The organism is Sphingomonas sp. SUN019 (assembly GCF_024758705.1).
In the GTDB taxonomy this organism is placed as follows: Bacteria; Pseudomonadota; Alphaproteobacteria; order Sphingomonadales; family Sphingomonadaceae; genus Sphingomonas.
The window spans coordinates 2326303-2352452 of sequence record NZ_CP096971.1 but is presented as its reverse complement, the minus strand read 5'-3'; the positions used below and the strand labels follow the sequence as shown (position 1 = coordinate 2352452).

Genomic DNA, 26150 nt, shown 5'->3' with positions numbered 1-26150 from the left:
GACCTCTCAGAACCGGTAGGCGAGCGTCACCATCACGTTGCGCGGCGCGCCGATGAAGCAATCGCCGCGCGCCAGGCATGAGGCGTAGAATTCGTTGTCGAACAGGTTGGTGGCGTTCACCGACAGCCGGTATTTATCCCACGTCAGTTCGGCCAGCGCATCGACCAGCGTGTAGGCCTTCGTCGTGATCGTCCATACCGCGCTGTTGGAGCTGCTCTTGCCGGTGTAGCGGACGCCTGCCCCTACCCGCAACGCCATGTCCGCGCCGATCGGCATCGTCTTGGTGCCCCACACCGATGCGTTGTGGCGGGGCAGGTAATCGAACGCCGAGGCGTTGCGGTTCGTCAGCTTGTTATAGCCGTAATTGACCGACAGGTCGTAATTTCCGGGCAACGCGCGCGTCGCCTCCAGCTCGATCCCCTTGGTCGTCAGCTGGCCCGACTGGATCTGTCCCAGCGGATTCGCCGAGTCGGCGATCGGCCGGTTTGCTTCTTTGATGTGGAAGCCGGTGACGGTGACCAGCGTCGCCGCATCGGGCTGCCACTTCACCCCCGCCTCATATTGCGTGCCCGTCTGCGGCTTGAAGGGCGATCCGCCGGTCGTCGTGCCTGCGATCGGCTGAAAACTCTCGGTGTAGCTGAAGAACGGCGACAGGCCCGCGCCGATCTCTCCGATAATCCCGGCGCGGAAGGTGGTCGCCTCCGCGGTCGCGGCGGCCGGATTGGTCACGCGGTCGCGCCGCGCGCCCAGCACCACCGATACGCGATCCCAGAAGCGGACCTGATCCTGCACGTAGAAGCCGAGCTGTTTCTGTGACTCCACGGCCGCGACGGGGCCGATCACAGGGATCGTCAGCGCGTCGCGGTCGATGTCGTAGATGTCTATCACTTCATAGCCGAAGCCGCTTCGTTTGGTGACGCGGTTCCAGCTGTAGTCAACGCCCGCCAGCAGCAGGTGCTCGACCTCAGCGCCAGTGTTGAACTTGAACTGCACGTTATTGTCGGTCGAGAAAACGTTCAGCCTGGCCAGGCTGTCGTCACTGTAGAGCCCGATCGTGCGGCGTGCGGGATCGAGATAGGGCTGCTTCGGGAAATCGACGTTCGTGGGGTCGGCGAGGTCCGAATAGACGTTCGTGTAATGAGTGAAATAACTCAGGTCGCTGTCGATGTAGCGCGCCTTCAGACTGAGCCGGACATCGTCGCCGAGCTGCTGGTTGACGATGGCGGTGCCCTGCAACAGCCGCCCATCGTAACGGTCATGCCCGGGTTTGCCGACGAACAAGGTACGGGAAAGCCGGGGATTGTTGCCATTGGGTAGCAACGTGCCGACGATCGGCAGGAACTGCGACGTCGAACCGCTGTCGTCCTCCTGATACAGCCCGAGCAACGTGATGTCCGTGCCCGCCGATGGTTGCCAGCGGAGCGAGGGGGAGATCATCACACGGTCATCGGGCACGTTGTCGATGAACGTGTCGGCGTCGCGCACACGCGCGACGATCCGCGCCGCCAGCCCTTCCGCCAGAACGCCGTTGACGTCGGCCATCACCTCCTTGCGGTCGAAGCTGCCATAGGTCGCAGAGATTTCGCCGCGGGTTTCAAACTCGGGCGTCTTCGACACGAGATTGACCAGCCCGCCGATCGACCCCTGACCGAACAGCACCGACGCCGGGCCACGCACGATTTCCACGCGCGAGAAATTATACGGGTCGGACGCGATGCTGGCGTAGAAGCTGAAGATGTCGCGCATGCCGTCGCGGAACTGCAGCGCGTCGATCCCGCGGATGACGAAGCTGTCGACCCGCGTGTCGCGACCATAGGCGCTGGCGGTGATGCCCGCGGTATAGCGTACCGTATCGCTGATGTTGATCGCACCCTGCGCACGGTAGGTGGCTTCGTCCACGATCGTGATCGGCTGCGGCGTCTCGATTAGCGGCGTCGCGGTCTTCGTGCCCGCGACCTGTTCGGTCAGTGTGCCGGTGACGATCACGTCGTCGTCGCGATTCGGCTCCTTCGAATCGTCGGCCGCCCATGCGGTGCCAGCGATCGTCGCAAAGAAGGCTGCGGTCGACAGCGCCAGAATCTTGATCGGTCTCATATAATCCCCTTGTCGCCACGCCCCTAACGTTATTGCGAGTTAGTCGCAATATAAATAATGTCGCGGTGGATTTGATAATCGTTCGCAGCGCCGCTAAGGCTGAGACGTGCTTGTTCCCGCCCACAGCCTCGAATCGCTTCCGCGCCGTCAGGCGGCGGTGGTAGCTGCTATCGACTGGGCAAAGCTGGCGGTGCCCGAGGCAAGGCGATTGCGCGAATTGGGCTTCGACGAGGGCGTTTCGGTCGAGGTGCTGCACCGCAGCGTGCTGGGCCGCGGGCCGATCGCGTGCAGGATCGGGCGGATGACGGTGGCGCTCAGGCGGACCGTCGCGGCCGTGATCTCCGTCACGCCCCGATAACGTGAACCGCTAGGATGAATGCCGCTCCCCTGGTGGCGCTGGTCGGCAATCCCAATGCCGGCAAGAGCGCGCTGTTCAACGCGCTGACCGGCGCGCGGCAGAAGGTGGGCAATTATCCCGGCGTCACGGTGGAGCGGCATTCGGGCCGCCTGTCGCTGGACGACGGCCGCCCGGTCGAGCTGGTCGATTTGCCCGGCGCGTACAGCCTGGAGCCGTCCTCACCCGACGAACAGGTCACGCGCGACGTGCTGCTGGGGCGGCAGGAGGGCGAGCGGCTGCCCGATGCGCTGATCGTGGTCGTCGACGCAGCGAACCTCGACAACCATCTGCGCTTCACGTTGCAGCTGATCGCGCTCGGGCTGCCGATCGTGGTCGCGCTCAACATGATCGATCTGGCCGAGCGTGACGGGCTGACGCTGGATGCGGATATTCTGTCGCGTGAACTGGGCGTGCCGGTGCTGCCGACCGTCGCGGTGCGCAAGCGTGGGCTGGACGAGCTGCGCGTCGCCTTGACCGGGGCAGTTGGCGGCGGCGGGCTGAGGCGGCTGCGGACCTCCGACGGCAGCATCGATTCCGACATCGCCACGCTGCAGCGCCGCGCGCGCACGATCGCGGTGGCGTCGACGGTCAGCGAGACGCCAGTGCGGCGCTGGACCCACGCGCTGGATGCGGTTGCTTTGCACCCGGTGGCGGGGCCGGTGCTGCTGGTCGCGCTGCTCTTCGTCATGTTCCAGGCGGTGTTCAGCTGGTCCGAAGCGCCGATCGGCTGGATCGAGGGCGGGTTCGCCGCGCTGACCACGGGCGCCGAAACCATCCTGCCCGACGGCTTATTCCGCTCGCTCATCACCGATGGCGTGATCGCCGGCGTCGGCGCAGTCGTCGTGTTCCTCCCGCAGATCCTGATCCTGTTCGTGTTCATCCTGGTGCTGGAGGCGACCGGTTACATGGTCCGCGCGGCGTTCTTGATGGACCGGCTGATGGCTAGCGTCGGGTTGTCGGGACGGGCGTTCATTCCTTTGCTCTCCAGCTTCGCCTGCGCGGTGCCGGGGATCATGGCGACGCGCACGATCGACGATGAGAAGGACCGGCTGACCACGATCCTGATCGCGCCGCTGATGACGTGTTCGGCGCGGCTGCCGGTCTATACGATCATCATCGGCGCGTTCATTCCCAATACCCGCGTGTTGCCCGGCGTTGGCCTGCAGGGGCTGGTGCTGCTGGCGCTCTACCTGATCGGAATCGCGGGCGCGTTCGTCGCTGCCTTGGTGCTGCGGCGGACGGTCGCGAAGGGCGCGTCGTCGGGGTTCCTGATGGAAATGCCGAAATACCAATGGCCGCAGTTGCGCGACGTCGTGTTGGGACTGTGGCAGCGGGCGGTCATCTTCCTGAAACGCGCGGGGACGATCATCGCGGTGACGACGATCGTGCTGTGGGCGCTCCTGAGCTTCCCGCGCGCGCCGACGGGCACGAGCCAGGTCGACTATTCGATCGCCGGGCGGATCGCCGACGGTATAGAGGTCGTCGTGAAGCCGATCGGCTTCAACCACGACATTGCGCTGGCGCTGATCCCCGCGATGGCCGCGCGCGAGGTGGCGGTGGCGGCGATCGGCACGGTCTATGCGGTCGATGATGTCGAGGGCGACGCGGGCAAGCAGACGATGGTCGAGAAACTGCGCAGCCGCTGGAGCCTGCCCACCGCGCTCGCCTTCCTGATGTGGTTCGTCTTCGCGCCGCAGTGCATTTCGACGATCGCGGTGACCCGGCGCGAAACGAATGGCTGGAAATGGCCATTGTTCATGGTTGGCTATCTGTTCGCCGCAGCCTACATCATGGCCGGATTAACGTATTGGCTCGCCGTCGCGCTGGGCCTGTAGCAAGGGCACATCACTATGGCGGGTAGCGTCAACAAGGTCATTCTGGTCGGCAATCTGGGCCGAGATCCCGAGAGCCGCAGCTTCCAGAACGGCGGCAAGGTCGTCGAACTGCGTATCGCCACGTCCGAGAACTGGAAGGACAAGAATTCGGGCGAGCGCAAGGAAAAGACCGAATGGCATACCGTGAAGGTCTTCAACGAAGGCCTGGCCAACGTCGCCGAACGCTATCTGCGCAAGGGCAGCAAGGTCTATATCGAGGGTGCGCTGACGACCCGCAAATGGCAGGATCAGTCGGGTGCGGACCGTTATTCGACCGAGGTCGTGCTGCAGGGCTTCAACAGCGTGCTGACGATGCTGGACGGCGCACCGGGCGGTGGTGGCGGGAACGTCGGCAGCGGGCGTGACGATTGGGGCGGCGCGCCGTCCGGCGGGGACGACTTCGGCGGCGGGCGCAGCGGTGGCGCAGGCCGCACCGGCGCATCGGCCCAGACACGCGGCGGGTTCGCCGATGATCTCGACGACGACGTGCCGTTCTGAGCGTGGACCCGATCGCCCTCTACGCGCTGGAAAACCCGCCCACGGCGCCAACCACGGCGCGCGGCTGGAAGCTTGACGAGCGCGCGCGCGCCGCGGTGATCGCGTCCTATGAGCTCGAGACGCTGCGCCATACCGCCGCGCTGACGCAGATCACTGATTTCGCCGCCGCGCTGTGCGATACGCCGGTCGCGCTGGTCAGCCTGGTCGAGGAAACGCGGCAGACCTTCCTGGCGCGCAGCGGGATCGACATCGATGAGACGCCGCGCGAAACGTCGTTCTGCGCGCACGCGATGCTCGACGAGCAAGTGATGGTCGTGCCCGATGCGACGGCCGATCCGCGTTTTGCCGACAATCCGCTGGTGACCGGCGAGATGAACGTGCGCTTCTACGCCGGTGCGCCGCTGATCTCCGACGACGGCGTTCCTCTCGGGTCGCTGTGCGTGATCGACACCGAACCGCGCGAAGGCCTGACGCCGCTGCAGATGCAGGGGCTGACGACGCTGGCCGCCAACGTCATGGCGCGACTGCGCGACAGCCGCGACGGAGCAGCGTGGCGTGCGGCCGAGAACGACGCGCGGCGTGCGGTGCTGGACAGCGAGACGCGGTTCCGCACGCTGGCCGACACCATGCCACAGATGGTGTGGTCGACGCTGCCAGACGGATATCACGATTATTACAATGCGCGTTGGTACGAATTTACCGGTGCGCCCGCGGGCACGACCGACGGCGAGGGCTGGAACGGAATGTTCCATGCCGACGATCAGGATCGTGCATGGGAGCGTTGGCGGCAAAGCCTGACGACCGGCGATGCTTACGAAATCGAATACCGCCTGCGCCATGCAGATGGCGGATACCGCTGGGTGCTGGGTCGCGCGCTACCGATGCGGAACGAAGCTGGCGCGATCACGCGCTGGTTCGGCACCTGCACCGATATCCACGAACAGAAACTGGCGCAGGAAGAGCGCGAGGTCATCAGCCAGGAACTGTCGCACCGGATCAAGAACATCTTCGCGGTGATCGCCGGGCTGGTCCAGTTCGCCGCGCGCACGCGACCCGAATTCGCGCCAGCCGCCACCGATCTGCGCCAGCGCATCACGGCGCTTGGCCGCGCGCACGATTTCGTGCGGCCGCACAGCGCACAGTCGCGACCGAGCGCGCAACAGGACAGCCTCCACGGCCTGCTGGGCGAATTGTTCGAGCCGTATCAGCAGGAAGAGCGGGATCGGATCATCGTCAGCGGGGACGAGGTGCTGGTCGACGATCGCGCCGCCACCCCGATCGCGCTGGTGTTTCACGAACTGGCGACCAACGCGACGAAATACGGCGCGCTGTCGGTAGAGGGCGGCCAGGTTGCGGTGACGGTGGCAGACGACGGCCAGGCGGTATCGATCGTCTGGCATGAAACGGGCGGTCCGCCGATTACGGCTCCTGCGCAGACGACCGGGTTTGGCAGCCAGCTGATCGAAATGAGCGCAGTGCGTCAGCTTGGCGGCACGGTGACGCGCGACTGGTTGCCCGAGGGACTGACCGTGACGCTGATAGTGCCGACCGCCTCGCTCAGCCGAGCGGCGGTGCGAACCTGACGATATCGTCGTTGTCTCGCGTATCGCCATTCGCGAGCGCCGCGGCGGCGCGGATCGCGCTCTCGCTGAACGGTTTGCGCACATAACCGAGCGCACCGCCGCCATCGCCGATCTGCGCGGGATTGGCGGTCACGAACACGACCTTCACACCATGTTCGGCCGCGATCCGCCGTGCGATCGCTGGGCCGGTGGGGCCGTCGCGCAGGTTCACGTCGACCAGCGCGAAGGCGCAGTCCGGCGCCGCGGCCAGCGCCTGTTCGCTGTCCGCCGCGATCGCGGTGACGCTGTAGCCCGCATCGGTCAGGATGCGTTCGAGATCGAGCGCGACGAAGATTTCGTCCTCAATGATGAGCGCTTTGTTGGTCATGTCATGTTACCCGTCGGTCCAGCTAACCTGAATCAACCGGTAAGGTTCCGCCGCAGCAGGAACACGGCGTGCTCCGCGAGCACGTTTGCCGCCGCCGATGTGGTTTTTTTGTCACCCGACAGGAACCACGCGCCCTCGACGGTCACACCGCGGTCCTTCAGATGCGCGCGGAAATCGTCGACCGTCAGATGGTGGATGTTGGGCGTGTCATACCAGCGTTCGGGCAATTGCCGCGTCACCGGCATCCGCCCGCCCCACAATAGCGACAGCCGCACGCGCCACTGCGCGAAATTGGGGAAACTGACGAAGGCGCGGTGGCCGATCCGCAACAATTCGTCGAGTACGCGATCGGGCGCGCGCGCGGTCTGCAAGGTCTGGCTGAGGATCGCATAATCGAAACTGCGGTCGGGATAGGCGGCGAGGTCGACATCGGCATCGCCTTGGATCACCGACAGCCCGCGCGCGACGGCGGCGGCGACGTTCGTGACGTCAATCTCCAGCCCACGCGCGTCGCATCCGCGATCATCGCGCAACGCCGCCATCAACTGCCCGTCGCCGCACCCGACGTCGAGCACGCGGCTTTCCCGCGCAACGTTGGCGGCGATGATCGCCAGGTCGGCGCGCAAGTTCACGGCGCGGCCTTCAATCGTGCCGCGGCATCGGGCGCGAGTCGCTCCATGAAGCGCTCCGGCCGCAGCAGCGCATGGAAGCCGAGCGCCTCGTACACGCCGTGCGCATCCGCGGTGACCAGCGCGACGCGGCGCATCCCGATGAAATCGGGATGATTGAGGAACCAGCGCACCATGCGGCGGCCCAAGCCTTGTCCGCGCGCGGTTTCCTCGACCCACACATCGGCGATCCACGCGAACGTCGCATGATCGGTGATCGCGCGGGCGTAACCGACCTGAACGCCGTCTTGGTACGCGCCGAGGCAATGCGATCCGGCGATCGCGCGTTCGACCAGTTCGCGCGCGATGCCCGGCGACCAATAGCTCGACGCCAGCCACGCGTGGACGCGATCGACCTGCAGCCGCGCCTTGTCGTCGGACAGTTCGATCATACCCCCGCCCTCACGAAACCAGCGACGACGCGGTCGAGTTCGGGCGAATCGAGCAGGAACGCGTCGTGGCCGTACGGACTCGACAGTTCGACGAAGCTGACGCGTGCGCCCGCAGCGTTCAGCGCGTGGACGATGCTGCGCGATTCGGGTGTCGGGTACAGCCAGTCGGTGTCGAAGCTGACGAGGCAGAAGCGTGTGTTCGTTCCCCGAAACGCGTTCGCCAGCAGGCCGCCGTGTTCTTCCGCGAGATCGAAATAATCCATCGCCCGAGTGATGTAGAGATAGCTGTTGGCGTCGAACCGGTCGACGAAGGCGATCCCCTGATGACGCAGATAGCTTTCGACCTGGAAATCGGCATCGAAACCGAACGTCTTCGCCTCCCGCGCCTGCAGTTTCCGCCCGAACTTCTCGGTCAGTCCTGCTTCGGACAGGTAAGTGATGTGCGCCGCCATCCGCGCGACCGCCAGCCCCGCCGCGGGCGGTTCCGCGCCGTAATAGTCGCCCTCGCGCCAGTTCGGATCGGCCATCACCGCCTGTCGTCCGACTTCGTGGAAGGCGATGTTCTGCGCGGTGTGGCGCGCGGTGGAGGCGATGACGACCGCGGCCTCGACCCGGTCGGGGAAGGTCGCAGGCCACGACAGCGCCTGCATCCCGCCCATCGAGCCGCCGACCACCGCCTTCAGCCGCGCGATGCCGAGATGATCGAGCAGCATGGCTTGCGCGCGCACCATGTCGCGGATCGTGATGACGGGGAACGCCATGCCCCATTCGTGGCCGCTCGCGGGGTTGATCGTCGCCGGGCCGGACGAGCCGAGGCACGAGCCGAGCACGTTGGCGCACACGACGAAATAACGATCGGTGTCGATCGGCTTGCTCGGCCCGACCATCTGCCGCCACCAGCCGGGCTTGCCCGTGCGCGGATGGGTGGAGGCGACGAACTGGTCCATCGTCAGCGCGTGGCAGATCAGGATCGCATTGCCCGCGTCGGCGTCGAGCGTGCCGTACGTCTCATACGCGATCTCGACCGGCGACAGCAGCACGCCGCCGTCGAGCCTGAGCGGTCCCGGCAGCACGACATGACGCGAAAGGCCGAAACGCTGGTCGTTGGACATCGCGCCCGCGTTAGCGGCCCGCGCACGCACCGACAATGCCGGCCGGGGCTGTCCTACAACATACGTTTCGTATCATAGGGGATGGGCCGATGTGCCGGGAAGAAGGGAATGTTGAAGAAAAGTGCGCCAGCGTCTCAACATTCTCAACATTCGCGCCCTTTCCACTCGTGCAGTGACGGCGTAGTCGCGCGCCTTATGACCGCCAATGCCGCCGCTGCCTCCGCCCCCGCCCCCAAACCCTGGATCATGGCGATCGCGCCTTATATCCCCGGCCGTTCGACCACCGATGACGGGCGCAAGGTCGCCAAACTCTCGTCGAACGAGAATCCGCTCGGCACCAGCCCGGCGGCGCGCGCGGCGTTCGCGGCGGCCGCGCACAATCTGGAACGCTATCCCGACGCGAGCGGCGCGGAATTGCGCGAGACGCTGGCCGAGATGCACCAACTGGACCCGGCGCGGATCATCTATGGCAACGGATCGGACGAGGTGCTGCACCTGGCCGCGGGCGCATTTGCGGGGCCGGGCGACGAGATCATCCACGTCCGTTACGGCTTCGCGGTGTACGAGATCGCGACGCGGCGCGTGGGCGCGACGCCGGTGATAGCGCCCGACACGGATTATGCGACCGACGTTGATGCGATCCTTGCAGCCGTCACGCCGAACACGAAGATGGTGTTCGTCGCGAACCCCAACAATCCGACCGGCACCTATTCGACCAAGGCCGAGATCGCGCGGCTTCACGCCGGATTGCCCGCCGACGTACTGCTCGTGCTCGATCACGCCTATGCCGAATATATCGAGGGCGACGCAGAAGACGGCGGGATGGCGCTGGCGGAGAGCGCGTCCAACGTATTGGTGACGCGCACATTCTCGAAGATGTACGGCCTCGCCGCCGAACGCATCGGCTGGGGTTACGCCTCGGCCGAGATCATCGCCGCGATGCACCGCATCCGCCTGCCGTTCAGCATCACGATCGCCGGGACCGCGGCGGCCATCGCTGCGCTGGGGGATCGCGATTTCGTGGCGCATACCCGCGATCACAATGCGCATTGGCGGGCATGGTTTGCGGACGAGATCGCCAAACTCGGCAACGCAGGCCTGCGCGCGGTGCCGAGCCAGGCGAATTTCGTGCTGGTGCTGTTCAAGGGCAAGCTGACCGCGGAGGTCGCCTACAAGGGGCTGATGGACGCGGGCTATATCGTCCGCTGGCTGCCCGGACAGGGCCTGCCGCACGGGCTGCGCATCACGATCGGCACCGAGGACGAGACGCGCGGCGTCGCAGCCGCACTGCGCGATCTGGCCGAGCGCGGCTGATGCTGCCGTTCGCTAGGGTGACGATCATCGGCCTCGGGCTGATCGGTTCGTCGATCGCGCGCGCGGTGCGCGAACGGATGCCGACCGTGCGCCTGACCGGGCATGACGCCGACAGCGATGTGCGTGCGGTGGCCGATCGCATGGGGCTGTGCGACGACATCGCCGACAATGCGGGCGCGGCGGTGACCGACGCCGACTTGGTGATCCTGTGCGTGCCGGTCGGCGCAATGGGCGCGGTCGCCGCCGAGATCGCCGCCGACCTTCCCGCCGACGCGGTGATCAGCGACGTCGGCAGCTGCAAGGCGGAGGTCGCGCGCGCGCTTAGCGAGGCGTTGCCCGGCGCGACCATCGTCCCCGCACATCCCGTCGCGGGGACCGAGCAGAGCGGCCCGGAGGCGGGCTTCGCGTCGCTGTTCCAGGGCCGCTGGTGCATCGTCACCCCGATCGAGGGCGGCGATCCGGTCGCCGCGGAGCGTGTCGCAGAGTTCTGGCGCCGCCTCGGCAGCGATGTCGAGACGATGGCCCCCGAACACCACGACCGCGTGCTGGCGGTGACCAGCCATCTGCCGCATCTGATCGCCTATACCATCGTCGGCACCGCGGACGACCTGGCCGAGGTCACGCAGAGCGAGGTGATCAAATTCTCCGCCGGCGGCTTCCGCGACTTCACGCGCATCGCGGCGTCCGACCCGACGATGTGGCGCGACGTGTTCCTGACCAATCGCGAGGCGGTGCTGGAGATGCTGCAGCGCTTCAGCGAGGATCTGTCGCAACTCCAGCGCGCGATCCGCTGGGGTGACGGCGACGCGCTGTTCGAACATTTCGCGCGGACGCGCGCCGTCAGGCGATCGATCGTCGAACAGGGCCAGGACGATGCGGCCCCGGATTTTGGGCGGACGCATGGGTGACCGCAAATCCTCCCCTGCAAGGGGAGGTGGCGTGCGCAGCGCGACGGAGGGGTGACACCCTCTCGTTAGCGCGACACCCCTCCGTCAGCCCTGCGGGCTGCCACCTCCCCTTGCAGGGGAGGATTACCCTCCCGCTCCAGCGCATTGATCGCGGCATGAACCCGCGCCTCCGCCTCGCGCCGCGGGAGGCCTGGCGGAATCGTCTCGCCGATGCGAAACGTCACGACGCCGGGGTGCATCGCGCCCTTCTTCGGCAACAACCGCCCGCTGTTCACCGCGATCGGCACGACCGGCAGATCGAGCGCCTTGTACAGCCCGGCGAAGCCCGAGCGCAGGGGCGGCTGTTCGCCCACGGGAACGCGCGTGCCCTCGGCATAGACGACCACCGACCGCCCCTCGGCGCGTAACGCCGCGCCTTCCTTCATCATTTGGCGGAGCGCCTTCGAAGATGCCTCGCGGTCAACTACCAAAGATCCATATTGCTGCGTGGTCCAGCCCCAGACCGGCACCTTCATCAGCTCGCGCTTCAGTACCATCGCGGGAGAGTTCAACAACAGCTGCAGCTCCAGCGTCTCGTACATCGCCTGATGCTTCGACACGAAGAGGTATTGGCCCTTCGGCACCGCGCCCTCGACGCGCGGCGTGATGCCCAGCACCAGCCGGATCAGCAGCCGGTGATAGCGCGCCCAGATATTGGCATAGGAAATGACCGATCGTTGCCCGAACAGCGCCGCGATCGGCGCGCCGAGCACGATCGGCACCGACCCGATGTAGAAAAATGTGCGGAAAACGAAGGTGCGGACCGCGTCGATCATCGCCCGACGCCAATCCACAATGCCCCGCGCCGCAGCAGCAGTTTGTTGTATTCGTTCACCAATTGCCCCAGCCGTTGTTCGCTTTTGACGCCGTCGCGGACGATGCGGACATCGTCGTCGAGCGCCGCGCCCAATTCCATCCGCGCGCGCGCCATATGCCAGTCCGATGTGACCAGCCGGACCGAGCGATAGCGATGCTCGCGCACCCAGCGGGCGGTTTCCTCCGCATTCGATCGCGTATCGACCGCCTGCCGCCCCAGATCGACGCAGCACGCGATCTCGCGCGGATGGCGATAGGCCTCGACCAGATCGACCTTGCGCAATCCCGGCGCGACCCCACTGACCAGCATTCGTTTAGCGCGGCGCTGATCGATCAGCTCCAGCCCGCGATCGATCCGCCCCGCAGCGCCCGTCGGTACGACGATCGCGTCGGTACGCACGTCGCCCGCCGGCTCGGCGAGCGTCAGCATGAAGGCGGCGAAGCCCAGCGCCCACAGCACTACGATCAGGCCGAGCGTACGGACGATCACAACATTCGCCCCAGCGTCCGCGTCACCGCCACGCGCGCGGCCAGCGCGGCGAGGATGACGAACGCGACAGGCAGCAACGCAAGCGCCGCCCAGCCTGCCGCTCCCAAGGTCATCTGCCCCAGTAGTTCGGAGCCGAGCGCCGCCAGCCGCGTGCCGAGGAACGCGGTGACGCCCAGCGCCAGCCCGCCGCCGACCAGCCCGCCGATCATCGCGTCGCGCGCGATGCGGCGCTGGAACAGCCGCGCGACCTGCACGTCGGTCGAGCCGAGCATATGCATCACCTCGATCGTCGCACGATGCGCGTCGAGTCCGGCGCGCGCAGCGAGCATCACCACCGCCGCGGTCGCGCTGGCGGTCAGCAGGACGAGGCCGATCGCGAGCCACGTCATCAGCCGCATGAAGCCGGTGACCGGCGACATCCACGCCTCATGCGCGTCGATCCGCGCGCTTGGCACCGCGGCGGTCACGCGCGCGCGCACCCGCGCCGCGCTGACTGCGTCGGCCGACTTCAGGTCGATGTCGATCATCGCGGGCACCGGCAGTTCGGGATCGGCGCCGTCGTCGCCCAGCCACGGCCGCAGCAGCCGCGCGAGTTCGGCGCGGTCGACCGGCGTCGCATGGGCGACGTCGGGGCTGGCGCGCACCGCCGCCAGCGCTCGGGCCGCCAGCCGTTCGCGCAAGCCAGGATCGCCCTCCACGATCTGCACCGTCAGCCGCCCGGCGAGCTGCCCTTCCAGCGACCGCGCCGCGCTGCGCGTAGCGAGGCCCAGCGCGGCGGCGAGCACGGTCAGGAACAGCATGATCGCGATGACCCACGTCATCGCGCGCACGCCACCCGCGTCGTCGAGCAGGCGCGTGGTGTGTCCGCCGCTCACGTCGGGTCACCGGGCGGATGGAGCAGTGCCCCGGTCGGATCGTGCAACCGTCCCTTGTCCAGCCGCATCATCCGCGCGCTCGGGATGCGGCTGAGCAGATGCAGGTCGTGCGTTGCAACGACGACGGTGGTGCCGAGCCGGTTGAGCGAATCGAACAGCAGCAGCAAGCGGTCGGCCATGTCGGGATCGACGTTGCCGGTCGGTTCGTCGGCGACCAGCATTTCGGGCCGGCCGATCACCGCGCGCGCGATCGCGACGCGCTGCTGCTCCCCGCCCGACAACGTGGCGGGCCGCGCGTTGCCGCGTTCGCCGAGCCCGACCCAGGCGAGCATCTCGGTCACCGGCCCCGCGATATCGCTCTCCGATACGCCCGCGACGCGCAGAGGGAGCGCGATATTGTCCGCGATCGACAAATGCGGGACGAGCCGGAAATCCTGGAACACCACCCCAATGCGGCGGCGAAAGCCGGGCAGGCGGCTGCGCGGCATCATCACCGCATCCTCGCCGAACAATTTGATCACCCCGCGCGTCGGGCGCTGCGCGAGGTACAGCAATCGCAGCAGCGAGGTCTTCCCCGCGCCGCTGGCCCCGGTCAGGAAATAGAACGATCCGCTGGCTAGCGTGAACGACAGGTCGGCGAGCGTCTCCTGCCCCTCGCCGTAGCGCAGCCCCACATTTTCGAACTGCACGATGTTCGCCATAACCGGCGCGGTCGTCCCTCAATTCGCGCCCGGTGCGGGCATTCCTTCCGACGCCATCGCACGGCCGGGCACGATCCCACAAGCGCCGCTGGCGTGGACGCTTGCCACAGGGGTGCTGTACGTGTTTAGATTCGGGATTGTTTCGGCCGGTTATCCGGCCCGTAAGATCGGTCCGCGCGCGCATGATCCTGGAATGCCCCGAATGCCATACGCGTTACCTGGTCCCCGACAGTGCGGTCGGCGTCGACGGCCGCACGGTGCGCTGCGCGACGTGCAAGCATAGCTGGCACCAATACCCCGACGCACGCGCGCTGGGCCAAACGGCACCGTCCGCGCCCCCCGTAACCGCCGCACCGGTGGTCGCGGCGTCTCCGGTCGTCGGGCCGATCGTAGAGCCGGTGGTCGAACCGGTCGTCGATCCCGTCGTGACGCCGGCCGATCCTGCGCTCGACATATTCGCGTACCGCGCGCCGTTCGTGCCGACGCGCAACCCCGCGAAACGCTGGACGATTGTCGCGATCGCGGCGGGGGCGCTGATGCTGATCGCGGTCGCGGCGATCCTGTGGACCAGCGCGCCGGGCCTGGCCGCGCAGCTCGGGCTGTCGTTCGGCGCGCAAGAATCTCCGCTCAGGCTGATCGACAATCCGATCGAGCGGCGTGAAATGGCCAACGGCAGCGAGTTGTTCGCGGTCAGCGGAAAGGTGCTCAACCCATCGGGCAGCCTTCAGCGCGTCCCCGACATCCGCGCCGACCTGCGCGATGCGCAGAACCGGATCGTGTTCAGCTGGACGATCATCCCGCAGCAACGGTCATTAGGCGCAAAGAGCGCGATCGACTTTAACTCGGCCAAGCTGGACGTGCCCGCCAATTCGAAGCGGCTGGAGCTGAGCTTCGCGGGCGAGGACGCTAACTGACGCGCAGCCGCCACGTCACGATGAGGAACCGTGCGCCGTTCAGCGCCGCCGACGCGATCATGCCCAGCCCCGACGCCCAGACCAGAGCGAGCGGCCCGACGCCTGCGGCGACCAGCGCCCACCCCGCACCGCCGGTGACGAGGAAGAAGGCGAGAATGCCGTTCACCCCCGCCGCGACCTGATCGCCGAGCGAGCGCAGCGCATAGACCAGCACCACCTGCAGCCCGTCGAACACGATGAACGGCAGCCACGGCAACAGCATGAAGATGGTCAGCGCGTGAACATCGGGCGTCGCCGGGAACAGCGCCGCGACCGATCCGCGGAAGACGATCAGCAGCGCCGCGGTCAGCCCGAGCACGACCGTCACCGCGCCCAGCACAATCCGGACGCGCGCCGCAACCTGCTCCGGCACGCCCTCACCGACCGCATTGCCGGTCCGCACCCCCGCCGCTGACGCAAGGCCGAGCGCCAGCGCGAACGTCACGTTGTGGACCGAAAACACGATCTGGAACGCGTGCGCGGTCGCGTCGCCCAGCCGCGTCGACAGTGCGATCAGGATCGAGAATCCGGCCAGCTCCAGCCCCGACGCCAATGCCGGGATCGCACCAAACGTAGCCAATACCGACATGCCCGCGGGAACGCGCCGCCATGCCGCCAGCGACAGGTCGCGCACCCCCCGCGCCGCCGCCTCCGGCAAGGTCCACGCCGCACCGGCCATCGCCAGACCGCCAACCATCGAAGCGATCGCGGTCGCCAGCCCTGCGCCTGCCGCGCCCATCGCCGGCAACCCGACGCTGCCAGTCGCGAGCGCCCACGCCAGCACCGCATTCAGCGGCATGATCGACAGGTTGACCACCGCCACACGCCGCGGACGGCTGATCCCTTCGAGAAAGAAACTCGCCGCGACGATCATCAGCTGGAACGGATAGCCCAGCGCCATCATCCGCACGACGCGCGCGCCCGGCTCGACCAGCGGCTCCGCCACCCCCATCGCGCGCAGGATCGGGACCGCGCCGAAGAACAGGATCGCACCCGTTACACAACCCAGCGCGATTGCGAACCCCAGACCGTCGCGCAGCACCGCGCCGGTCCTGCGCAAATCCCCCGCCCCGTCGGCGCGCGACGTGAACACCAGCACCCCCGACAGCCACGCCAGACATGCAACGATCCCGACGAAGGTCAGCGCGCGGCTGGCGGACAGCGCCGCCACCTCATGCACGCTGACCAGCCCGACGACGATCACGTCGGTCAGATGCAGGATCGTCCAGTTCAGGCTGGTCAGCACGACCGGCCACGCCAGCGTCAGGATGCGGCGCGTCTCGCCCGAGCGGTCGATGGCGGCGCTGGTCATGGTATCCGCGCTACCGGCGCGCTGGGGGCATTGCCAGTGCCGAAACGCTTTGCTAGGGGCGCGCTCCTGCCAGATGCCGGGCCAGCCCGGTGAACATCACGTGCGGCCGTGGCGGAATTGGTAGACGCGCAACGTTGAGGTCGTTGTGGGCGAAAGCCCGTGGAAGTTCGAGTCTTCTCGGCCGCACCACTTTAGTAAATCTGGACCCCGTAGAGGACAAGGCCGGACGCCTACGCCGCCTATGGCGCGCAGAGGCGCGGCATCCCCCAAAGCACCCGTTCACAAACCGACAGCGAAACGTACGTGGACTGGCGGCGGATTTGCCGGCAGTGGCGGCGGTAGCTTCGGGGGAGGGGGATCGACCGCAACAGGGGCGTGGGGACCACCTGAGCGGAAACGGCGTCCGACCTCTTCGCACGGTTCGCCGATCGCCGTTGTGCCTTCGGATCGCGCCGCTGCGGCGAACAAAACTTCCGCACGAAGCGCGCCAACCGAGCAGTTTCGCACGGTCGTCCGCAACGGCTAAGCCTATCAGATCGACTCGCGAGGGCAAACGCGACGCGTTTCCGGTGTGCTGACGGTTGCCAATGCGCCAAGCCGATCGCGCACCTCGCAAGCAAAGGCGGGCGGAGCGGAGCGTCGAGCGAGTGACGATGGCGGCCATTACATTGCGGCACGCTTCAATGGGCCAACCGAGGCGTTCAACCACTTCGCACAGGATGCGAACTTCAATCGCGGCAGGTATCGTTTGCTGGAAAATCAGTGGGGAAGAGCCAAGCTAGCCGGACAACGTGTCACGGTAAGGATCGTACCGCGGTTCGATGGCGATTCCGTGCGGTCATCGATGATCAATGTATGGTTCACGATCGATGGCCGTGAAGAAAGCCAGCAGTTTCCAAACGATCGAGCGGAGAAATCCCGTGACCAACGATGATACCTAACGCCTGCTAAGCGAAATCGAGCGAATGCTGGCGGAGGATCGGGAATATCCACTCGCTGCCACCCTACTCTATGCCAAGCTCGATCGCAACTGGGTTGCCGAGTCGATCTTCAAGGAACTCGAAAACCAGATCCTGTATCGACGACCGGACATCAATAGGCTCCCTTACGCGCTGCTCGATCTGTGGGAAGCGCAGGATAGCGATGATCGGTGGGCGGAGATCGAGTATCGGTTCGGGACGGGAGGTTCGACGTGACCTATACCTATCCTGATGAGATCGATCCTGACGAGGATGCGATCGTACGCCGCGACGGCGTGGTCCGACGGCACTTCGGTAACAAGCCGATCGTATACCCGCCTTGGCCCCCGGAGGACGATGTTCCAGACTATGTGCCAGACTATGACGTATAGGTCGCGGCCATCGATCGTTCAGCAAATGATCGATAGTATCCAATGATCTGAGTGCCCGTCTTTATTTCCTGTGGCGCGTCACCCTCTGCCGAAGAGAGCCCGATCGGCACCATTTCGGGATGATCGTCAACGACAATCGTGATCATCCCTCCAAAGGCCGCCGGATCACGGCCCGGTCAGGTCGATATGTCGAGCGGCGGGTCGATGCCGGCGAGCGAGCGGACATAGTCGGTCATCAGCGGGAAGCTCCAGCCGCCCGATACCTTGATCCTGAAGGTGTACAGCAGAAACGGATGCGCCCCGGCGGCGAACAGGCCGGCATAATCGCGCTCGAGCAACTGGAGATGTTCCTCGGCGGTGAGCGGGCGGGCGGCGAGGAACTGGTCCGGCGATTCCATGTGGCGCGCGGCCGCCGCGTCGTCGCGCGCCACCTGCCACAGCACCTTGTTTACGGCATAGCGGCTCATGTGCTGCCTCCATTCAGCTGATCTTCAGTCCATTCGAGCAGCGACTGCAGGGGCTGTGTCGCGGACGGGACGTAATCATACGACGAATAAGGCGCGCCGTTCGCGACACCATAAGCGAAGACGAAGCCCAGGAAACCCGGCGTATTGTTGCCCTGCGCGTACATCTCCTCCCACGAGGCGTGCGCGACGAGGCCGTCGACATCGTTGCGCCGCATGCAATCGTCGATAGTCTTGTCCCACGCGCTCTCGGGCATCTGCGCGTGGCGCATCATGTATGGGCCGCCGACGCCGTTGGTCATGTGGCCAGTGGTGATCACCGCCACACGCATATCCTCGTTCCACTCCTCAATGATACGGCGGACGATGCCGCCGATCTTGAGATACCGCTTCGCCGGCGGGACCGGCGGCGCCATGAAGTTCAGGAAGATCGGCACAACCGGCAAATCCGCCTGCGGACGCATGAAGTTGAGCGGGACGGTGAAGGCGTGGTCGACGACGAATTCGTCCGAATAGGCGAAATCGACCTCATGTTCGAAACCCTGCGTCAGGATGCGGCGCGCCAGCCGGCCTTCGATCGGCGCGTCATAGGGTTGGAGCTGCCAATCGCGCTGCTCGTAGTCCGGCGGCCCCGCGATCCGCTCCGCCTTGCCGATTAGGAACGGGGCCATGTTGTCGAAGAAGAACTGGCATAGATGATCGCTGCCCGCGATCACGATGCAGTCAGGCCGCGACGCTTCCAGCCCGGCGCGCAACCGCGCGATCCCATCGATCACGCGTTTGCTGTCCGGCGAAATATCAGGCCTTAGACCGGCGGCCGCCGCCGGCAGAACTGGATCGTGCGGCACGACCGACAGGTGAACGAGCTTTGCCATCATGGCCTTTCCGTGTCCCGGCGGACCGCAACGCATCGATCCGTTCGACCAATCGGTAACGCAGCGGGCGCGGCACTGTCGAATTGATGGTGGCGATAGCTGGTATCGGAAACAGCGACTTGTGATGCCATCCGCCTGACCGCAGTTTGGCCGGTATGGGACAGGATGCAGATACTTTCGGTTCGATCGACCAGTTTGCGGATTCGACGCGGGCGGCGTCGCACACGGCCCGCTACTCGCGCACTGCGATGGCGCTGCACTGGGGAATTGCGGCACTCGTGCTCTCGACCATTCCGCTTGGCTGGTACGGCGCTTCGTTCGAGGGCGATACGGCGCAGTCGGCCACCAACCTCCACAAATCGATCGGAATAGCGATCCTGTTGCTGACATCGGTGCGGATCGGCTGGCGGCTGACGCACACGCCGCCCGCGCTGCCCGACGGCATGGCCCCGGCACTGCGCCGGATCGCGGAGGCGACCTACGTCCTGTTCTATGTCCTCCTGCTGATCCTGCCGTTCAGCGGCTGGTGGATGAGCTCGGCGGTGCCGGAGCGGCATCCGTTCGGATTCGGCCCGTTCGACGTGCCGTTCCTGCCCGTCCCGCGCGGTTTCGCCTCGGCCGGGCCGGCGCATTTCGTCCACATCAATCTGGCGTGGGTGATGGTTGGTCTGGCCGCGCTGCACATACTCGCGGCGCTTAAGCATCAGTTCGTCGACCGGGACGGCGTTCTGGCACGGATGCTTCCGATCAGCCGCTAGTTTTCGGCCAATAACTTCAAGGAACCAGCATGTCCGAACAAGAACCTCCTGCTGGCCGCGGGCCGCTGCCGCAGAAATTTCCGCACGAGCCGACACGCTATCGCAAGGCCGCCGAACTGATCGTCGCGATGCGTCGCGGCGAGATCGAACTGCAGGGCGAGGAAGGCTTCCCCGAGGACACAGCCCCGCGCAACCGCGACGAGGCGCAGCAGATCAGCGACCTGGTGATCGACCTGCTCGGACGGCCGGTCCTCGGCTGGAAATTCTACATCAACGCCATGATCCAGCAGGCCCCGCTGCGCACGCCGATCTACGACATCTGGGAAAGCCCGGCGGTGCTGCCGCCGGAAACCTCGCAGCATCGCTGGATCGAACCGGAACTGGCGTTTCGCGCGCTGAGGGATTTTCCCGCGCGCGAGAAACCCTACGGCTATCACGAAATCCTGGAGGGCTTCGAAGCCGTGCCGGTATTCGAGGTCATCGGCCCGCGCTTCCGTTTCGATTCCGCGGCGCACATGCGCCAGGTGGTGAACGGTTACCGGATCAACCCGCGCTTCGACGGGCTCGCGGACGGCAACGCGTCCGGCGGTTATGTCGTCGGCACCCCGCGCAAGGACTGGCAGGAACTCGACTGGCTGAAGATGCGCGTGACGATGGACGCGGGCGGCGAGCGGCTGGTCGATACGATCGGCGGGCATCCGTTGGTCGATCCGTTCATCTCGATGTTCCCGCTGGTCAACCTGATGCGCAGCCGCGACGGCATCACCGCGGGGATGCTGCTGGCCACCCACTCCTATTCGGGCTTCATTCCGGTGCCGGCGGACGAGAAGGTGGTCAGCACGTTCAGCTATTTCGAGTCCGTAGAAGCGGTGTTCGAAAGCAAGAAGTAAGGGTCTGACATGCCGTTCGGCCAAATCCGTGACATCACGCTGTATTACGAGATCGTCGGGTCGGGGCCGCGATTGCTGTTCATCAACGGCACCGGCGCCGACCTGCGGCGCAGGCAGCCGTATGTCGATACGCTGAACGATCATTTCACGGTGCTGCGCTACGATCAGCGCGGGCTTGGCCAGACGGAGAAGCCCGATAAGCACTATAGCATGGCCGATTATGCCGACGACGCCGCGGCGTTGATGGACCTGATCGGGTGGAACGACGCCGCGGTGCTCGGCGTCTCGTTTGGCGGCTCGGTCGCGCAGGAACTGGCGCGGCGGCATCCGACAAGGATCACCCGTCTGGCGCTGGCGTGCGCCAACCCTGGCGGGCCGTTCGGCTATCCGCTGCTCGACCTGCATGACAGGGACGCCGAGACACGCGCGCGGACGATGCTGTCGCTCGACCTGCGCAAGTCGGCGGAATGGCAGGCGGCGCATCCCGAGGAAACGGCCAAGCTGCTCGCAACGGGCCGCAAGCGCGGCGGTCCTGTCGATCCGTCTGACCCACATGCAGCGATGGGCGCGCGCCGCCAGTTAGAGGCGCGCGAGGAGCATGACGCGCGGGAGTGGCTCGACCAGATCACGGTCCCCGTAGGGCTGTTCGGCGGCCGCTACGACCGCCTTGGCACCGAAGCGGGCCAGCGTTTCATGGCCGAACGGATCGCGGGTTCGGAAATGCAGCTGTTCGAAGGCGCGCACGGCTTTCTCAACGAGGATCCGGCGGCGGTGCCGGCGGTGATCGCGTTCCTTGCGAAGGACGCAACCGCTCGATCATAGCGCGGTTCGGCCGGACGTGGATTGAAGCTGCGCCGCGATCCGCTTCAGCCGATCCACCAGCCAGGCGATCGCCGGATCGTTTGCGTTACGGGATGACCATTGCGCGATCTCCCGCACCGGCGGCATTTCGAACGGCAATTCCATCAGCGTCAGCGGCAGGAACTCCGCTAGGCGAACCGCGAGCAGCCGGTGGATCGTTGCGATACGGTTCGTCCCGACCAGCAGACTGGCGACCGACATGAAGTTGGGCGCGATCACCTCGACCCGGCGCGCCACCGACCGCAGGCGCGTCGCCGTCGATTCATAGCTCGACGTCTGGCGCCCGAACCGGACCGCGACGTGACCAAGCTGCTCATAGCATTCCAGGGTCATCGGCCCGGTAAGCAGCGGATTGTCCCGCCAACCCGCGACCACGAAATCCTCGGTGTACAGCAAGGCGCTGGGATGGTCGGTCGACACCACATTGTCGATGCCGATCAGCAGGTCGGCATGCCCACGCTGCAGCGCGTCCACCGGGTGCTCGACGATCGGCACCAGCTCGAACCGGATGCCCGGCGCCTCGGTCGCGCAGGCGACGATTGCGGGCCGCAGCAGGATTTCGACGATATAGTCGGTCGCCATGATCGACAGCGTGCGATCCGAGGTCGCCGGGTCGAACGGCTCGGCGACCATGATGGTGGCGCGGATCTGCTCCAGCACCGAATGGACCGGATCGACCAGCTTTTCGGCGCGCGGGGTCAGCGCCATGCTGCGCCCGTGCAAGACCAGCAGATCGTCGTTGAAATACTCCCGCAGCCTGGCGAGCGCGCCGCTCGCCGCGGACTGGCTGAGGTTGAGGCGATCGGCCGCGAGCGACACGCCGCGCTCCTGCAACAGCGCGTCCAGCGCGATTAGCAGGTTGAGGTCGAGCCGGTCGAGACGCATGGCGGGAGCGGTCTAGCCCGCGCTGATCCGGCGGCGGGCGGTCCACAGGAGGAGCGAGGCGGCGAGCGGAGCGGCGAGCATCGTCGCCAGCGCATAGCGTAGCGCGTCCTCGCCATAGACCGGGTGCAACGCGTCGCTGACGACGCCGATCAGCAGCGGGCCGATCGCGAAGGCGAGCAAATTCTGGACGATCAACATCAGCGTGGAGGTGATGCCGCGCCGCGTCGCCGGCACCAGCGACACCGCGAGCGCGACGCACGGACCGAGGCCGCTGGACAGCAGGAAGTTCATCACCGCGATCGCCAGCACGACGGTCTGGAGCGAGGGCGCGAACAGGAACGTCGCATAGGCCGGGATCGCCAGCGGCAGCGCGATGATCGGCACGATCAGCCCGGCGCGGCGATTGCCGCTGCGCTTGATCAGCCGGGTCGCGAGAATGCCCGACAGGATTCCGCCGGCGATGCCCCCCAGCACCGCCGGCGGCCCGACCAGCGCGCCGACCTCGGCCAGTTGCACGCCGTGCGAGCGCAGCAGGAAGGCGGGCGACCAGACCGGCAGGCACGCCAGCGCCATGTTCGATGCGCCATAACCCAGCGCCAGCCAGCCGAGCCCCGGAACCTGCAGGATCGCACGGAGCGCGCCGATCAGGTTGCGATCCTGCGCCGGCGCCGCGTCGGCCGACGCGATCCGCGGCGTCGGCCGCATCGTCAGCGCGATCAGCAGCACCAAGGCGAGTCCCGCTACGCCGAAAATCCCGAACATCGTGCGCCAGCCGTGCGCCGCGGCCAGGATGCCGGCCAGCACCGAACCGACCATGATGCCGATCCCCGAACTTGCCTGGAAGATCGACACCTGCCGCGTCAGCCGCGGCCCCGGATAGAGATCGGCGAGCAGCGACAGCGCGACCGGGAACACCACCGCCTCGCCGACGCCCACCAGCATCCGGCACAGCGCCAGCGTCCAGAACCCCTGCGCGAAGCCGGTCGCCGCGGTCGCGCAGGACCACAAGGCGACGCCCACCGCCAGGATCAGGCGGCGGTTGCCGCGATCGACCAGCCGCGCGATGGCGATGGCGGCGATCAGGAAGAACAGCGAGAAGGCGAAACCCGAAACGATGCTGATCTGCGTATCGCTCAGCAGCAATTCCTTGCGGATCGGCTCGACGACGATGCCCAGCAGCGCGCGGTCGGCATAGTTGAAGATGTTGGCGAGCAGCAGCAGCGTCAGCGCATAGGCGGCGACCAGGCCGCTGCGCGGCGGCGCGATATCGGTCGACGCGGGATGGGCATTCGTGACGTTCATGTCAGTTCCCCACGCCAATCGTGACGTAGGCGGCCGGACCGGACAACGCCGCCGCCATCATCACGATTGACCGCTATCGTGCTGGGCCAGTTTCTTGAGCAGCCAGGGCGCGATGATATCGCGGATCGTGCGCTCCGGCCCCCAGCCCGCGCCGAAGCCCATGTGAACGCCCTTCGGATTGATCCACGCCTCTTTCGCGTCGCCGCGTTGCAGCAGCAGCAACTGGTCGGCGATCGGCACCTGACTGTCCTTCGCGCCGTTCATCACCAGCATCGGCGCGCACGGTCGATCGATCTGGTCGTCGATCAGCAGCGACATGCGCGAGCCGTATGCGAGGAATTCGTCGAGCGTCTTCACGCCGAACACATTCGCGCGCGCACCGAACAGGTCGAGCAGATATTCGCGTGTGCCGAGCGCCTTCAGTTGCCATTCCGGCTGAAAGAAATGATGCACCGCGCCGCCGTGATTGATCGCGCCGAGCAGCCGGTCCTTCTCGGCGATCGCGACGGGGGTCGCCCAGTGGCCGCCCCAGCTGACGCCGCGCATGAACATTCGCGTCGAGTCTATGTCGGCGCGCGTTTCGGCCCAGTCGAAGACGCGGCTGAAGATGCGTTCGGACCCGACATCCCCCTTGATCGGCGACTGGCCGGTACCGGGCATGTCCATCCCGAACACGCAGATGCCGTGCGGCAGGTACGACAATGCCTCGTCGGCGACCTGTTCCTTCCAGAAATCGAGTCCCCCGCACTGGACCATCAGCGGGAATGGCCCCGGCCCTTCGGGCTTGCGGAAATAGCCGATGATCTCGGCCCCCTCGAATGGGATTCGCACCACTTCCAGCTTCTGCGGGAGCAGATCGGCATAGCGCATATAGGCGGCGAGCGCCTTGTCGTAAGCGGCGCGCTTGCCCGGCGTCACCGGCGTCGGGAACCGGCCCATCGTATAGGTGGAAAAGGCGGTCTTGAAGAGTTCGCGCTGCTCGTCCGGACGCGTCGTGCGTTCTGCTTCCTCGACGACACGATCGCCGGCAACCGTCCACACGCTGGCCCATTCGTCGGGATCGAGCGACGTGAGCGCCGTCATCGCGGCCGCGGCGTCCGCCAGACGGATGCCGCGGCCGGGATAGCCGTTCCCCTTGATCCGCCTGACGACGTCTTCGCGCAGTTCCTCCAGCGTGCGAGGCGGCGCGATGCGCGGGTCCAGAAGGGTCATGAGTCGATCCTGCAATATCAATAAGGTTGTGCGAGCGCCCGCGTGGCGGACGCCAGCAGGCCGGTCTGCTGCGCACGGTCGCCGCCCGAGATTTCCATCTCGCCCGAGCGAACCGACGATTCCACCACCAGCTTTGCGCGTTCGAACCGGCGATCCATGAAGCCGCGCAGCGCCGCCGCCACGTCGTCGATCTTCGCCAGTTCCTCGGCGAGCACCAGCCCGTCCTCGACCGCCAGCCCCGCGCCCGACGCCATATGCGGCGTGGTCGCATGCGCGGCGTCGCCGATCAGCAGCACGCGGCCCTTGTACCAGGGATCGGGCAGCAGCAGCCACTCGAGCGGACGGTAGACGATCTGCGAATCCTCGCCGAGCGCCGCGCGCACTGCGGGCACATTGCCGCCGAACGGCTCCATCAGTTCGCTCAGGTGCGCGACATGCGTTTCGGGCGCGAACCACGGATTGCCGGGCACGTGTTCGAGCAGGAAGACGTACATCTGTTCCTGCGAGATCGGCGACATGCCGAGCTTCAGCGGACCGCCGAAGTAGATTTCGGCGCGATCGATCTGCGGAGGACGATTGGCGACGATCCGCCAGCATCCCTGATCGGTGAATTGCGGTTTCGGCGCATCGGGAAAGATCATGGCCCGGGTCTTGGAAAAGATGCCGTCCGCGCCGACCACCAGATCGTAGCGCGCGGTCACGCCGTCGCTGAACGCGACGTCGACGCCCCCAGAGTCTTTGACGTCATCCTGCTCCAGCGTCTCGACCTTCACGCCCAGCCGCACGTCGATCCCGGCCGCGCGGACGCGCGTCGACAAGATGTCGTGCAGCACCGGGCGCATGATGCCGCCGCCGTACATGACCGGGGGCGACCCCGGCGGCGCGCGCATCGGTTCGCCCAGCGGTTCGCCGGTGAACTTTAGCGGGCGCATCCCGTCATGGACGAAACCCCGCGCGCGAATTTCGTCCAGCACGCCGAGATCGTCGAATGCGCGCAGCGACATGCCGGTGATGGTGATGCCCGCGCCATAGACGCGCCACGCGGGATCGGAATCGATCAGCGTCACCGCGACGCCGCGCCGCGCCAGCGCCAGCGCCAGCGCAGCCGTCATCCCGCCGATGCCGCCGCCGACGACCAGAACGTTCTTCAGCATTGTGC

General features: G+C 66.4%; 28 protein-coding genes and 1 tRNA gene. 13 read left to right on the top strand and 16 right to left on the bottom strand.

Annotation, left to right across the window (positions count from 1 at the left end; all coding sequences use genetic code 11):
• Nucleotides 1-6: 6 nt before the first annotated feature.
• Nucleotides 7-2094: a TonB-dependent siderophore receptor gene (locus M0208_RS11305; RefSeq protein WP_258891799.1), complete on the bottom strand. Its 2088-nt coding sequence runs from the start codon at nt 2092-2094 to the stop codon at nt 7-9.
• A 106-nt stretch (nt 2095-2200) separates the two neighbouring features.
• Here M0208_RS11305 and M0208_RS11300 point away from each other — a divergent pair, with 106 nt between their 5' ends.
• Genes M0208_RS11300 through M0208_RS11285 form a run of 4 tightly spaced genes read left to right on the top strand, consistent with a single transcriptional unit; the run spans nt 2201 to nt 6446 of the window.
• On the top strand, nt 2201-2452 hold the full coding sequence (locus M0208_RS11300) for a FeoA family protein (RefSeq protein ID WP_258891798.1): 252 nt from the start codon (nt 2201-2203) through the stop codon (nt 2450-2452).
• 14 nt (nt 2453-2466) lie between these two features.
• A complete protein-coding gene (locus tag M0208_RS11295) occupies nt 2467-4326 on the top strand; it encodes a ferrous iron transporter B (protein ID WP_258891797.1) in 1860 nt (619 codons plus the stop codon).
• Nucleotides 4327-4341: 15 nt separating this feature from the next.
• Entirely contained in the window at nt 4342-4863 is a 522-nt protein-coding gene (gene ssb / locus M0208_RS11290) for a single-stranded DNA-binding protein (RefSeq protein ID WP_258891796.1), read from the top strand.
• Between the two features lie 26 nt (nt 4864-4889).
• Entirely contained in the window at nt 4890-6446 is a 1557-nt protein-coding gene (locus tag M0208_RS11285) for a sensor histidine kinase (RefSeq protein ID WP_408988147.1), read from the top strand.
• Here M0208_RS11285 and M0208_RS11280 read toward each other — a convergent pair.
• From M0208_RS11280 to M0208_RS11265, 4 genes are read right to left on the bottom strand one after another with little or no spacing between them, the layout of a single operon-like run.
• Nucleotides 6421-6813, bottom strand: coding sequence for a response regulator (locus M0208_RS11280; RefSeq protein WP_258891795.1), 393 nt, complete (start codon nt 6811-6813; stop codon nt 6421-6423). The two genes, M0208_RS11285 and M0208_RS11280, sit on opposite strands and share 26 nt — an antisense overlap.
• 32 nt (nt 6814-6845) lie before the next feature.
• The gene (gene metW, locus M0208_RS11275) at nt 6846-7445 is read right to left on the bottom strand and encodes a methionine biosynthesis protein MetW (protein WP_258891794.1); all 600 of its coding nucleotides are present in this window, start codon (nt 7443-7445) and stop codon (nt 6846-6848) included.
• Nucleotides 7442-7873, bottom strand: a complete 432-nt coding sequence (locus M0208_RS11270) for a GNAT family N-acetyltransferase (protein ID WP_258891793.1) — start codon at nt 7871-7873, stop codon at nt 7442-7444. Before M0208_RS11270 ends, metW begins: the two co-directional genes overlap by 4 nt.
• On the bottom strand, nt 7870-8985 hold the full coding sequence (locus tag M0208_RS11265) for a homoserine O-acetyltransferase (RefSeq protein ID WP_258891792.1): 1116 nt from the start codon (nt 8983-8985) through the stop codon (nt 7870-7872). The genes M0208_RS11270 and M0208_RS11265 overlap by 4 nt, the downstream gene beginning before the upstream one ends.
• A gap of 246 nt (nt 8986-9231) precedes the next feature.
• On the opposite strand from M0208_RS11265, the gene hisC reads away from it, so the two are divergent.
• On the top strand, nt 9232-10299 hold the full coding sequence (gene hisC, locus M0208_RS11260) for a histidinol-phosphate transaminase (RefSeq protein ID WP_258891791.1): 1068 nt from the start codon (nt 9232-9234) through the stop codon (nt 10297-10299).
• Nucleotides 10299-11207 (top strand): prephenate/arogenate dehydrogenase family protein, encoded by a 909-nt coding sequence (locus M0208_RS11255; RefSeq protein ID WP_258891790.1) that lies wholly within the window; start codon nt 10299-10301, stop codon nt 11205-11207. The genes hisC and M0208_RS11255 overlap by 1 nt, the downstream gene beginning before the upstream one ends.
• A 65-nt stretch (nt 11208-11272) precedes the next feature.
• Here the strand turns inward: M0208_RS11255 and M0208_RS11250 are convergent, their stop codons facing one another.
• From M0208_RS11250 to ftsE, 4 genes are read right to left on the bottom strand one after another with little or no spacing between them, the layout of a single operon-like run.
• A complete protein-coding gene (locus M0208_RS11250) occupies nt 11273-12022 on the bottom strand; it encodes a lysophospholipid acyltransferase family protein (protein WP_309547002.1) in 750 nt (249 codons plus the stop codon).
• Nucleotides 12019-12552: a YdcF family protein gene (locus M0208_RS11245; protein WP_258891789.1), complete on the bottom strand. Its 534-nt coding sequence runs from the start codon at nt 12550-12552 to the stop codon at nt 12019-12021. The genes M0208_RS11250 and M0208_RS11245 overlap by 4 nt, the downstream gene beginning before the upstream one ends.
• Nucleotides 12549-13427, bottom strand: a complete 879-nt coding sequence (locus tag M0208_RS11240; RefSeq protein ID WP_258891788.1) for an ABC transporter permease — start codon at nt 13425-13427, stop codon at nt 12549-12551. Before M0208_RS11240 ends, M0208_RS11245 begins: the two co-directional genes overlap by 4 nt.
• Entirely contained in the window at nt 13424-14128 is a 705-nt protein-coding gene (ftsE, locus tag M0208_RS11235) for a cell division ATP-binding protein FtsE (protein WP_258891787.1), read from the bottom strand. Before ftsE ends, M0208_RS11240 begins: the two co-directional genes overlap by 4 nt.
• Before the next feature lie 182 nt (nt 14129-14310).
• On the opposite strand from ftsE, the gene M0208_RS11230 reads away from it, so the two are divergent.
• Nucleotides 14311-15042 (top strand): MJ0042-type zinc finger domain-containing protein, encoded by a 732-nt coding sequence (locus tag M0208_RS11230; RefSeq protein ID WP_258891786.1) that lies wholly within the window; start codon nt 14311-14313, stop codon nt 15040-15042.
• Here M0208_RS11230 and M0208_RS11225 read toward each other — a convergent pair.
• Nucleotides 15035-16393, bottom strand: a complete 1359-nt coding sequence (locus M0208_RS11225) for an MATE family efflux transporter (protein ID WP_258891785.1) — start codon at nt 16391-16393, stop codon at nt 15035-15037. The two genes, M0208_RS11230 and M0208_RS11225, sit on opposite strands and share 8 nt — an antisense overlap.
• 102 nt (nt 16394-16495) lie before the next feature.
• Between M0208_RS11225 and M0208_RS11220 the strand changes: the two genes are divergently transcribed.
• From M0208_RS11220 to M0208_RS11210, 3 genes are all read left to right on the top strand, one after another.
• Nucleotides 16496-16582, top strand: a tRNA-Leu gene (locus M0208_RS11220).
• A 346-nt stretch (nt 16583-16928) separates the two neighbouring features.
• Entirely contained in the window at nt 16929-17327 is a 399-nt protein-coding gene (locus M0208_RS11215) for a DNA/RNA non-specific endonuclease (RefSeq protein WP_258893228.1), read from the top strand.
• Nucleotides 17328-17358: 31 nt separating this feature from the next.
• Nucleotides 17359-17589, top strand: a complete 231-nt coding sequence (locus M0208_RS11210; RefSeq protein ID WP_258891784.1) for a hypothetical protein — start codon at nt 17359-17361, stop codon at nt 17587-17589.
• A gap of 331 nt (nt 17590-17920) precedes the next feature.
• On the opposite strand, the gene M0208_RS11205 is transcribed toward M0208_RS11210, so the two are convergent.
• Nucleotides 17921-18211: a hypothetical protein gene (locus tag M0208_RS11205; protein ID WP_258891783.1), complete on the bottom strand. Its 291-nt coding sequence runs from the start codon at nt 18209-18211 to the stop codon at nt 17921-17923.
• Complete coding sequence (locus M0208_RS11200) at nt 18208-19083, bottom strand: hypothetical protein (RefSeq protein WP_258891782.1); 876 nt, start codon at nt 19081-19083, stop codon at nt 18208-18210. Before M0208_RS11200 ends, M0208_RS11205 begins: the two co-directional genes overlap by 4 nt.
• Nucleotides 19084-19238: 155 nt before the next feature.
• On the opposite strand from M0208_RS11200, the gene M0208_RS11195 reads away from it, so the two are divergent.
• From M0208_RS11195 to M0208_RS11185, 3 genes are read left to right on the top strand one after another with little or no spacing between them, the layout of a single operon-like run.
• A complete protein-coding gene (locus tag M0208_RS11195) occupies nt 19239-19841 on the top strand; it encodes a cytochrome b (RefSeq protein ID WP_258891781.1) in 603 nt (200 codons plus the stop codon).
• Between the two features lie 29 nt (nt 19842-19870).
• A complete protein-coding gene (locus tag M0208_RS11190) occupies nt 19871-20731 on the top strand; it encodes a hypothetical protein (protein ID WP_258891780.1) in 861 nt (286 codons plus the stop codon).
• A 9-nt stretch (nt 20732-20740) separates the two neighbouring features.
• On the top strand, nt 20741-21553 hold the full coding sequence (locus tag M0208_RS11185; protein WP_258891779.1) for an alpha/beta fold hydrolase: 813 nt from the start codon (nt 20741-20743) through the stop codon (nt 21551-21553).
• Here M0208_RS11185 and M0208_RS11180 read toward each other — a convergent pair.
• Genes M0208_RS11180 through M0208_RS11165 form a run of 4 tightly spaced genes read right to left on the bottom strand, consistent with a single transcriptional unit; the run spans nt 21548 to nt 26145 of the window.
• Nucleotides 21548-22477, bottom strand: a complete 930-nt coding sequence (locus M0208_RS11180; RefSeq protein ID WP_258891778.1) for a LysR family transcriptional regulator — start codon at nt 22475-22477, stop codon at nt 21548-21550. The genes M0208_RS11185 and M0208_RS11180 overlap by 6 nt on opposite strands.
• A 12-nt stretch (nt 22478-22489) precedes the next feature.
• Complete coding sequence (locus M0208_RS11175; RefSeq protein ID WP_258891777.1) at nt 22490-23779, bottom strand: MFS transporter; 1290 nt, start codon at nt 23777-23779, stop codon at nt 22490-22492.
• 60 nt (nt 23780-23839) lie between these two features.
• Complete coding sequence (locus M0208_RS11170) at nt 23840-24991, bottom strand: S9 family peptidase (protein ID WP_258891776.1); 1152 nt, start codon at nt 24989-24991, stop codon at nt 23840-23842.
• Between the two features lie 17 nt (nt 24992-25008).
• Nucleotides 25009-26145 carry an FAD-dependent oxidoreductase gene (locus tag M0208_RS11165; RefSeq protein ID WP_258891775.1) on the bottom strand — a complete coding sequence of 379 codons (1137 nt, stop codon included), beginning with the start codon at nt 26143-26145 and terminating at the stop codon, nt 25009-25011.
• Nucleotides 26146-26150 lie beyond the last annotated feature (5 nt).

Bases quoted from the DNA above. Each gene is read 5' to 3' on its own strand.
- M0208_RS11305 (WP_258891799.1), bottom strand. From the start codon at position 2,094: ATGAGACCGATCAAGATTCTGGCGCTGTCGACCGCAGCCTTCTTTGCG.
- M0208_RS11295 (WP_258891797.1), top strand. From the start codon at position 2,467: ATGAATGCCGCTCCCCTGGTGGCGCTGGTCGGCAATCCCAATGCCGGC.
- ssb (WP_258891796.1), top strand. From the start codon at position 4,342: ATGGCGGGTAGCGTCAACAAGGTCATTCTGGTCGGCAATCTGGGCCGA.
- M0208_RS11280 (WP_258891795.1), bottom strand. From the start codon at position 6,813: ATGACCAACAAAGCGCTCATCATTGAGGACGAAATCTTCGTCGCGCTC.
- M0208_RS11270 (WP_258891793.1), bottom strand. From the start codon at position 7,873: ATGATCGAACTGTCCGACGACAAGGCGCGGCTGCAGGTCGATCGCGTC.
- M0208_RS11265 (WP_258891792.1), bottom strand. From the start codon at position 8,985: ATGTCCAACGACCAGCGTTTCGGCCTTTCGCGTCATGTCGTGCTGCCG.
- hisC (WP_258891791.1), top strand. From the start codon at position 9,232: ATGGCGATCGCGCCTTATATCCCCGGCCGTTCGACCACCGATGACGGG.
- M0208_RS11255 (WP_258891790.1), top strand. From the start codon at position 10,299: ATGCTGCCGTTCGCTAGGGTGACGATCATCGGCCTCGGGCTGATCGGT.
- M0208_RS11250 (WP_309547002.1), bottom strand. From the start codon at position 12,022: ATGATCGACGCGGTCCGCACCTTCGTTTTCCGCACATTTTTCTACATC.
- ftsE (WP_258891787.1), bottom strand. From the start codon at position 14,128: ATGGCGAACATCGTGCAGTTCGAAAATGTGGGGCTGCGCTACGGCGAG.
- M0208_RS11230 (WP_258891786.1), top strand. From the start codon at position 14,311: ATGATCCTGGAATGCCCCGAATGCCATACGCGTTACCTGGTCCCCGAC.
- M0208_RS11225 (WP_258891785.1), bottom strand. From the start codon at position 16,393: ATGACCAGCGCCGCCATCGACCGCTCGGGCGAGACGCGCCGCATCCTG.
- M0208_RS11210 (WP_258891784.1), top strand. From the start codon at position 17,359: ATGCTGGCGGAGGATCGGGAATATCCACTCGCTGCCACCCTACTCTAT.
- M0208_RS11205 (WP_258891783.1), bottom strand. From the start codon at position 18,211: ATGAGCCGCTATGCCGTAAACAAGGTGCTGTGGCAGGTGGCGCGCGAC.
- M0208_RS11200 (WP_258891782.1), bottom strand. From the start codon at position 19,083: ATGGCAAAGCTCGTTCACCTGTCGGTCGTGCCGCACGATCCAGTTCTG.
- M0208_RS11195 (WP_258891781.1), top strand. From the start codon at position 19,239: ATGGGACAGGATGCAGATACTTTCGGTTCGATCGACCAGTTTGCGGAT.
- M0208_RS11190 (WP_258891780.1), top strand. From the start codon at position 19,871: ATGTCCGAACAAGAACCTCCTGCTGGCCGCGGGCCGCTGCCGCAGAAA.
- M0208_RS11185 (WP_258891779.1), top strand. From the start codon at position 20,741: ATGCCGTTCGGCCAAATCCGTGACATCACGCTGTATTACGAGATCGTC.
- M0208_RS11180 (WP_258891778.1), bottom strand. From the start codon at position 22,477: ATGCGTCTCGACCGGCTCGACCTCAACCTGCTAATCGCGCTGGACGCG.
- M0208_RS11175 (WP_258891777.1), bottom strand. From the start codon at position 23,779: ATGAACGTCACGAATGCCCATCCCGCGTCGACCGATATCGCGCCGCCG.
- M0208_RS11170 (WP_258891776.1), bottom strand. From the start codon at position 24,991: ATGACCCTTCTGGACCCGCGCATCGCGCCGCCTCGCACGCTGGAGGAA.
- M0208_RS11165 (WP_258891775.1), bottom strand. From the start codon at position 26,145: ATGCTGAAGAACGTTCTGGTCGTCGGCGGCGGCATCGGCGGGATGACG.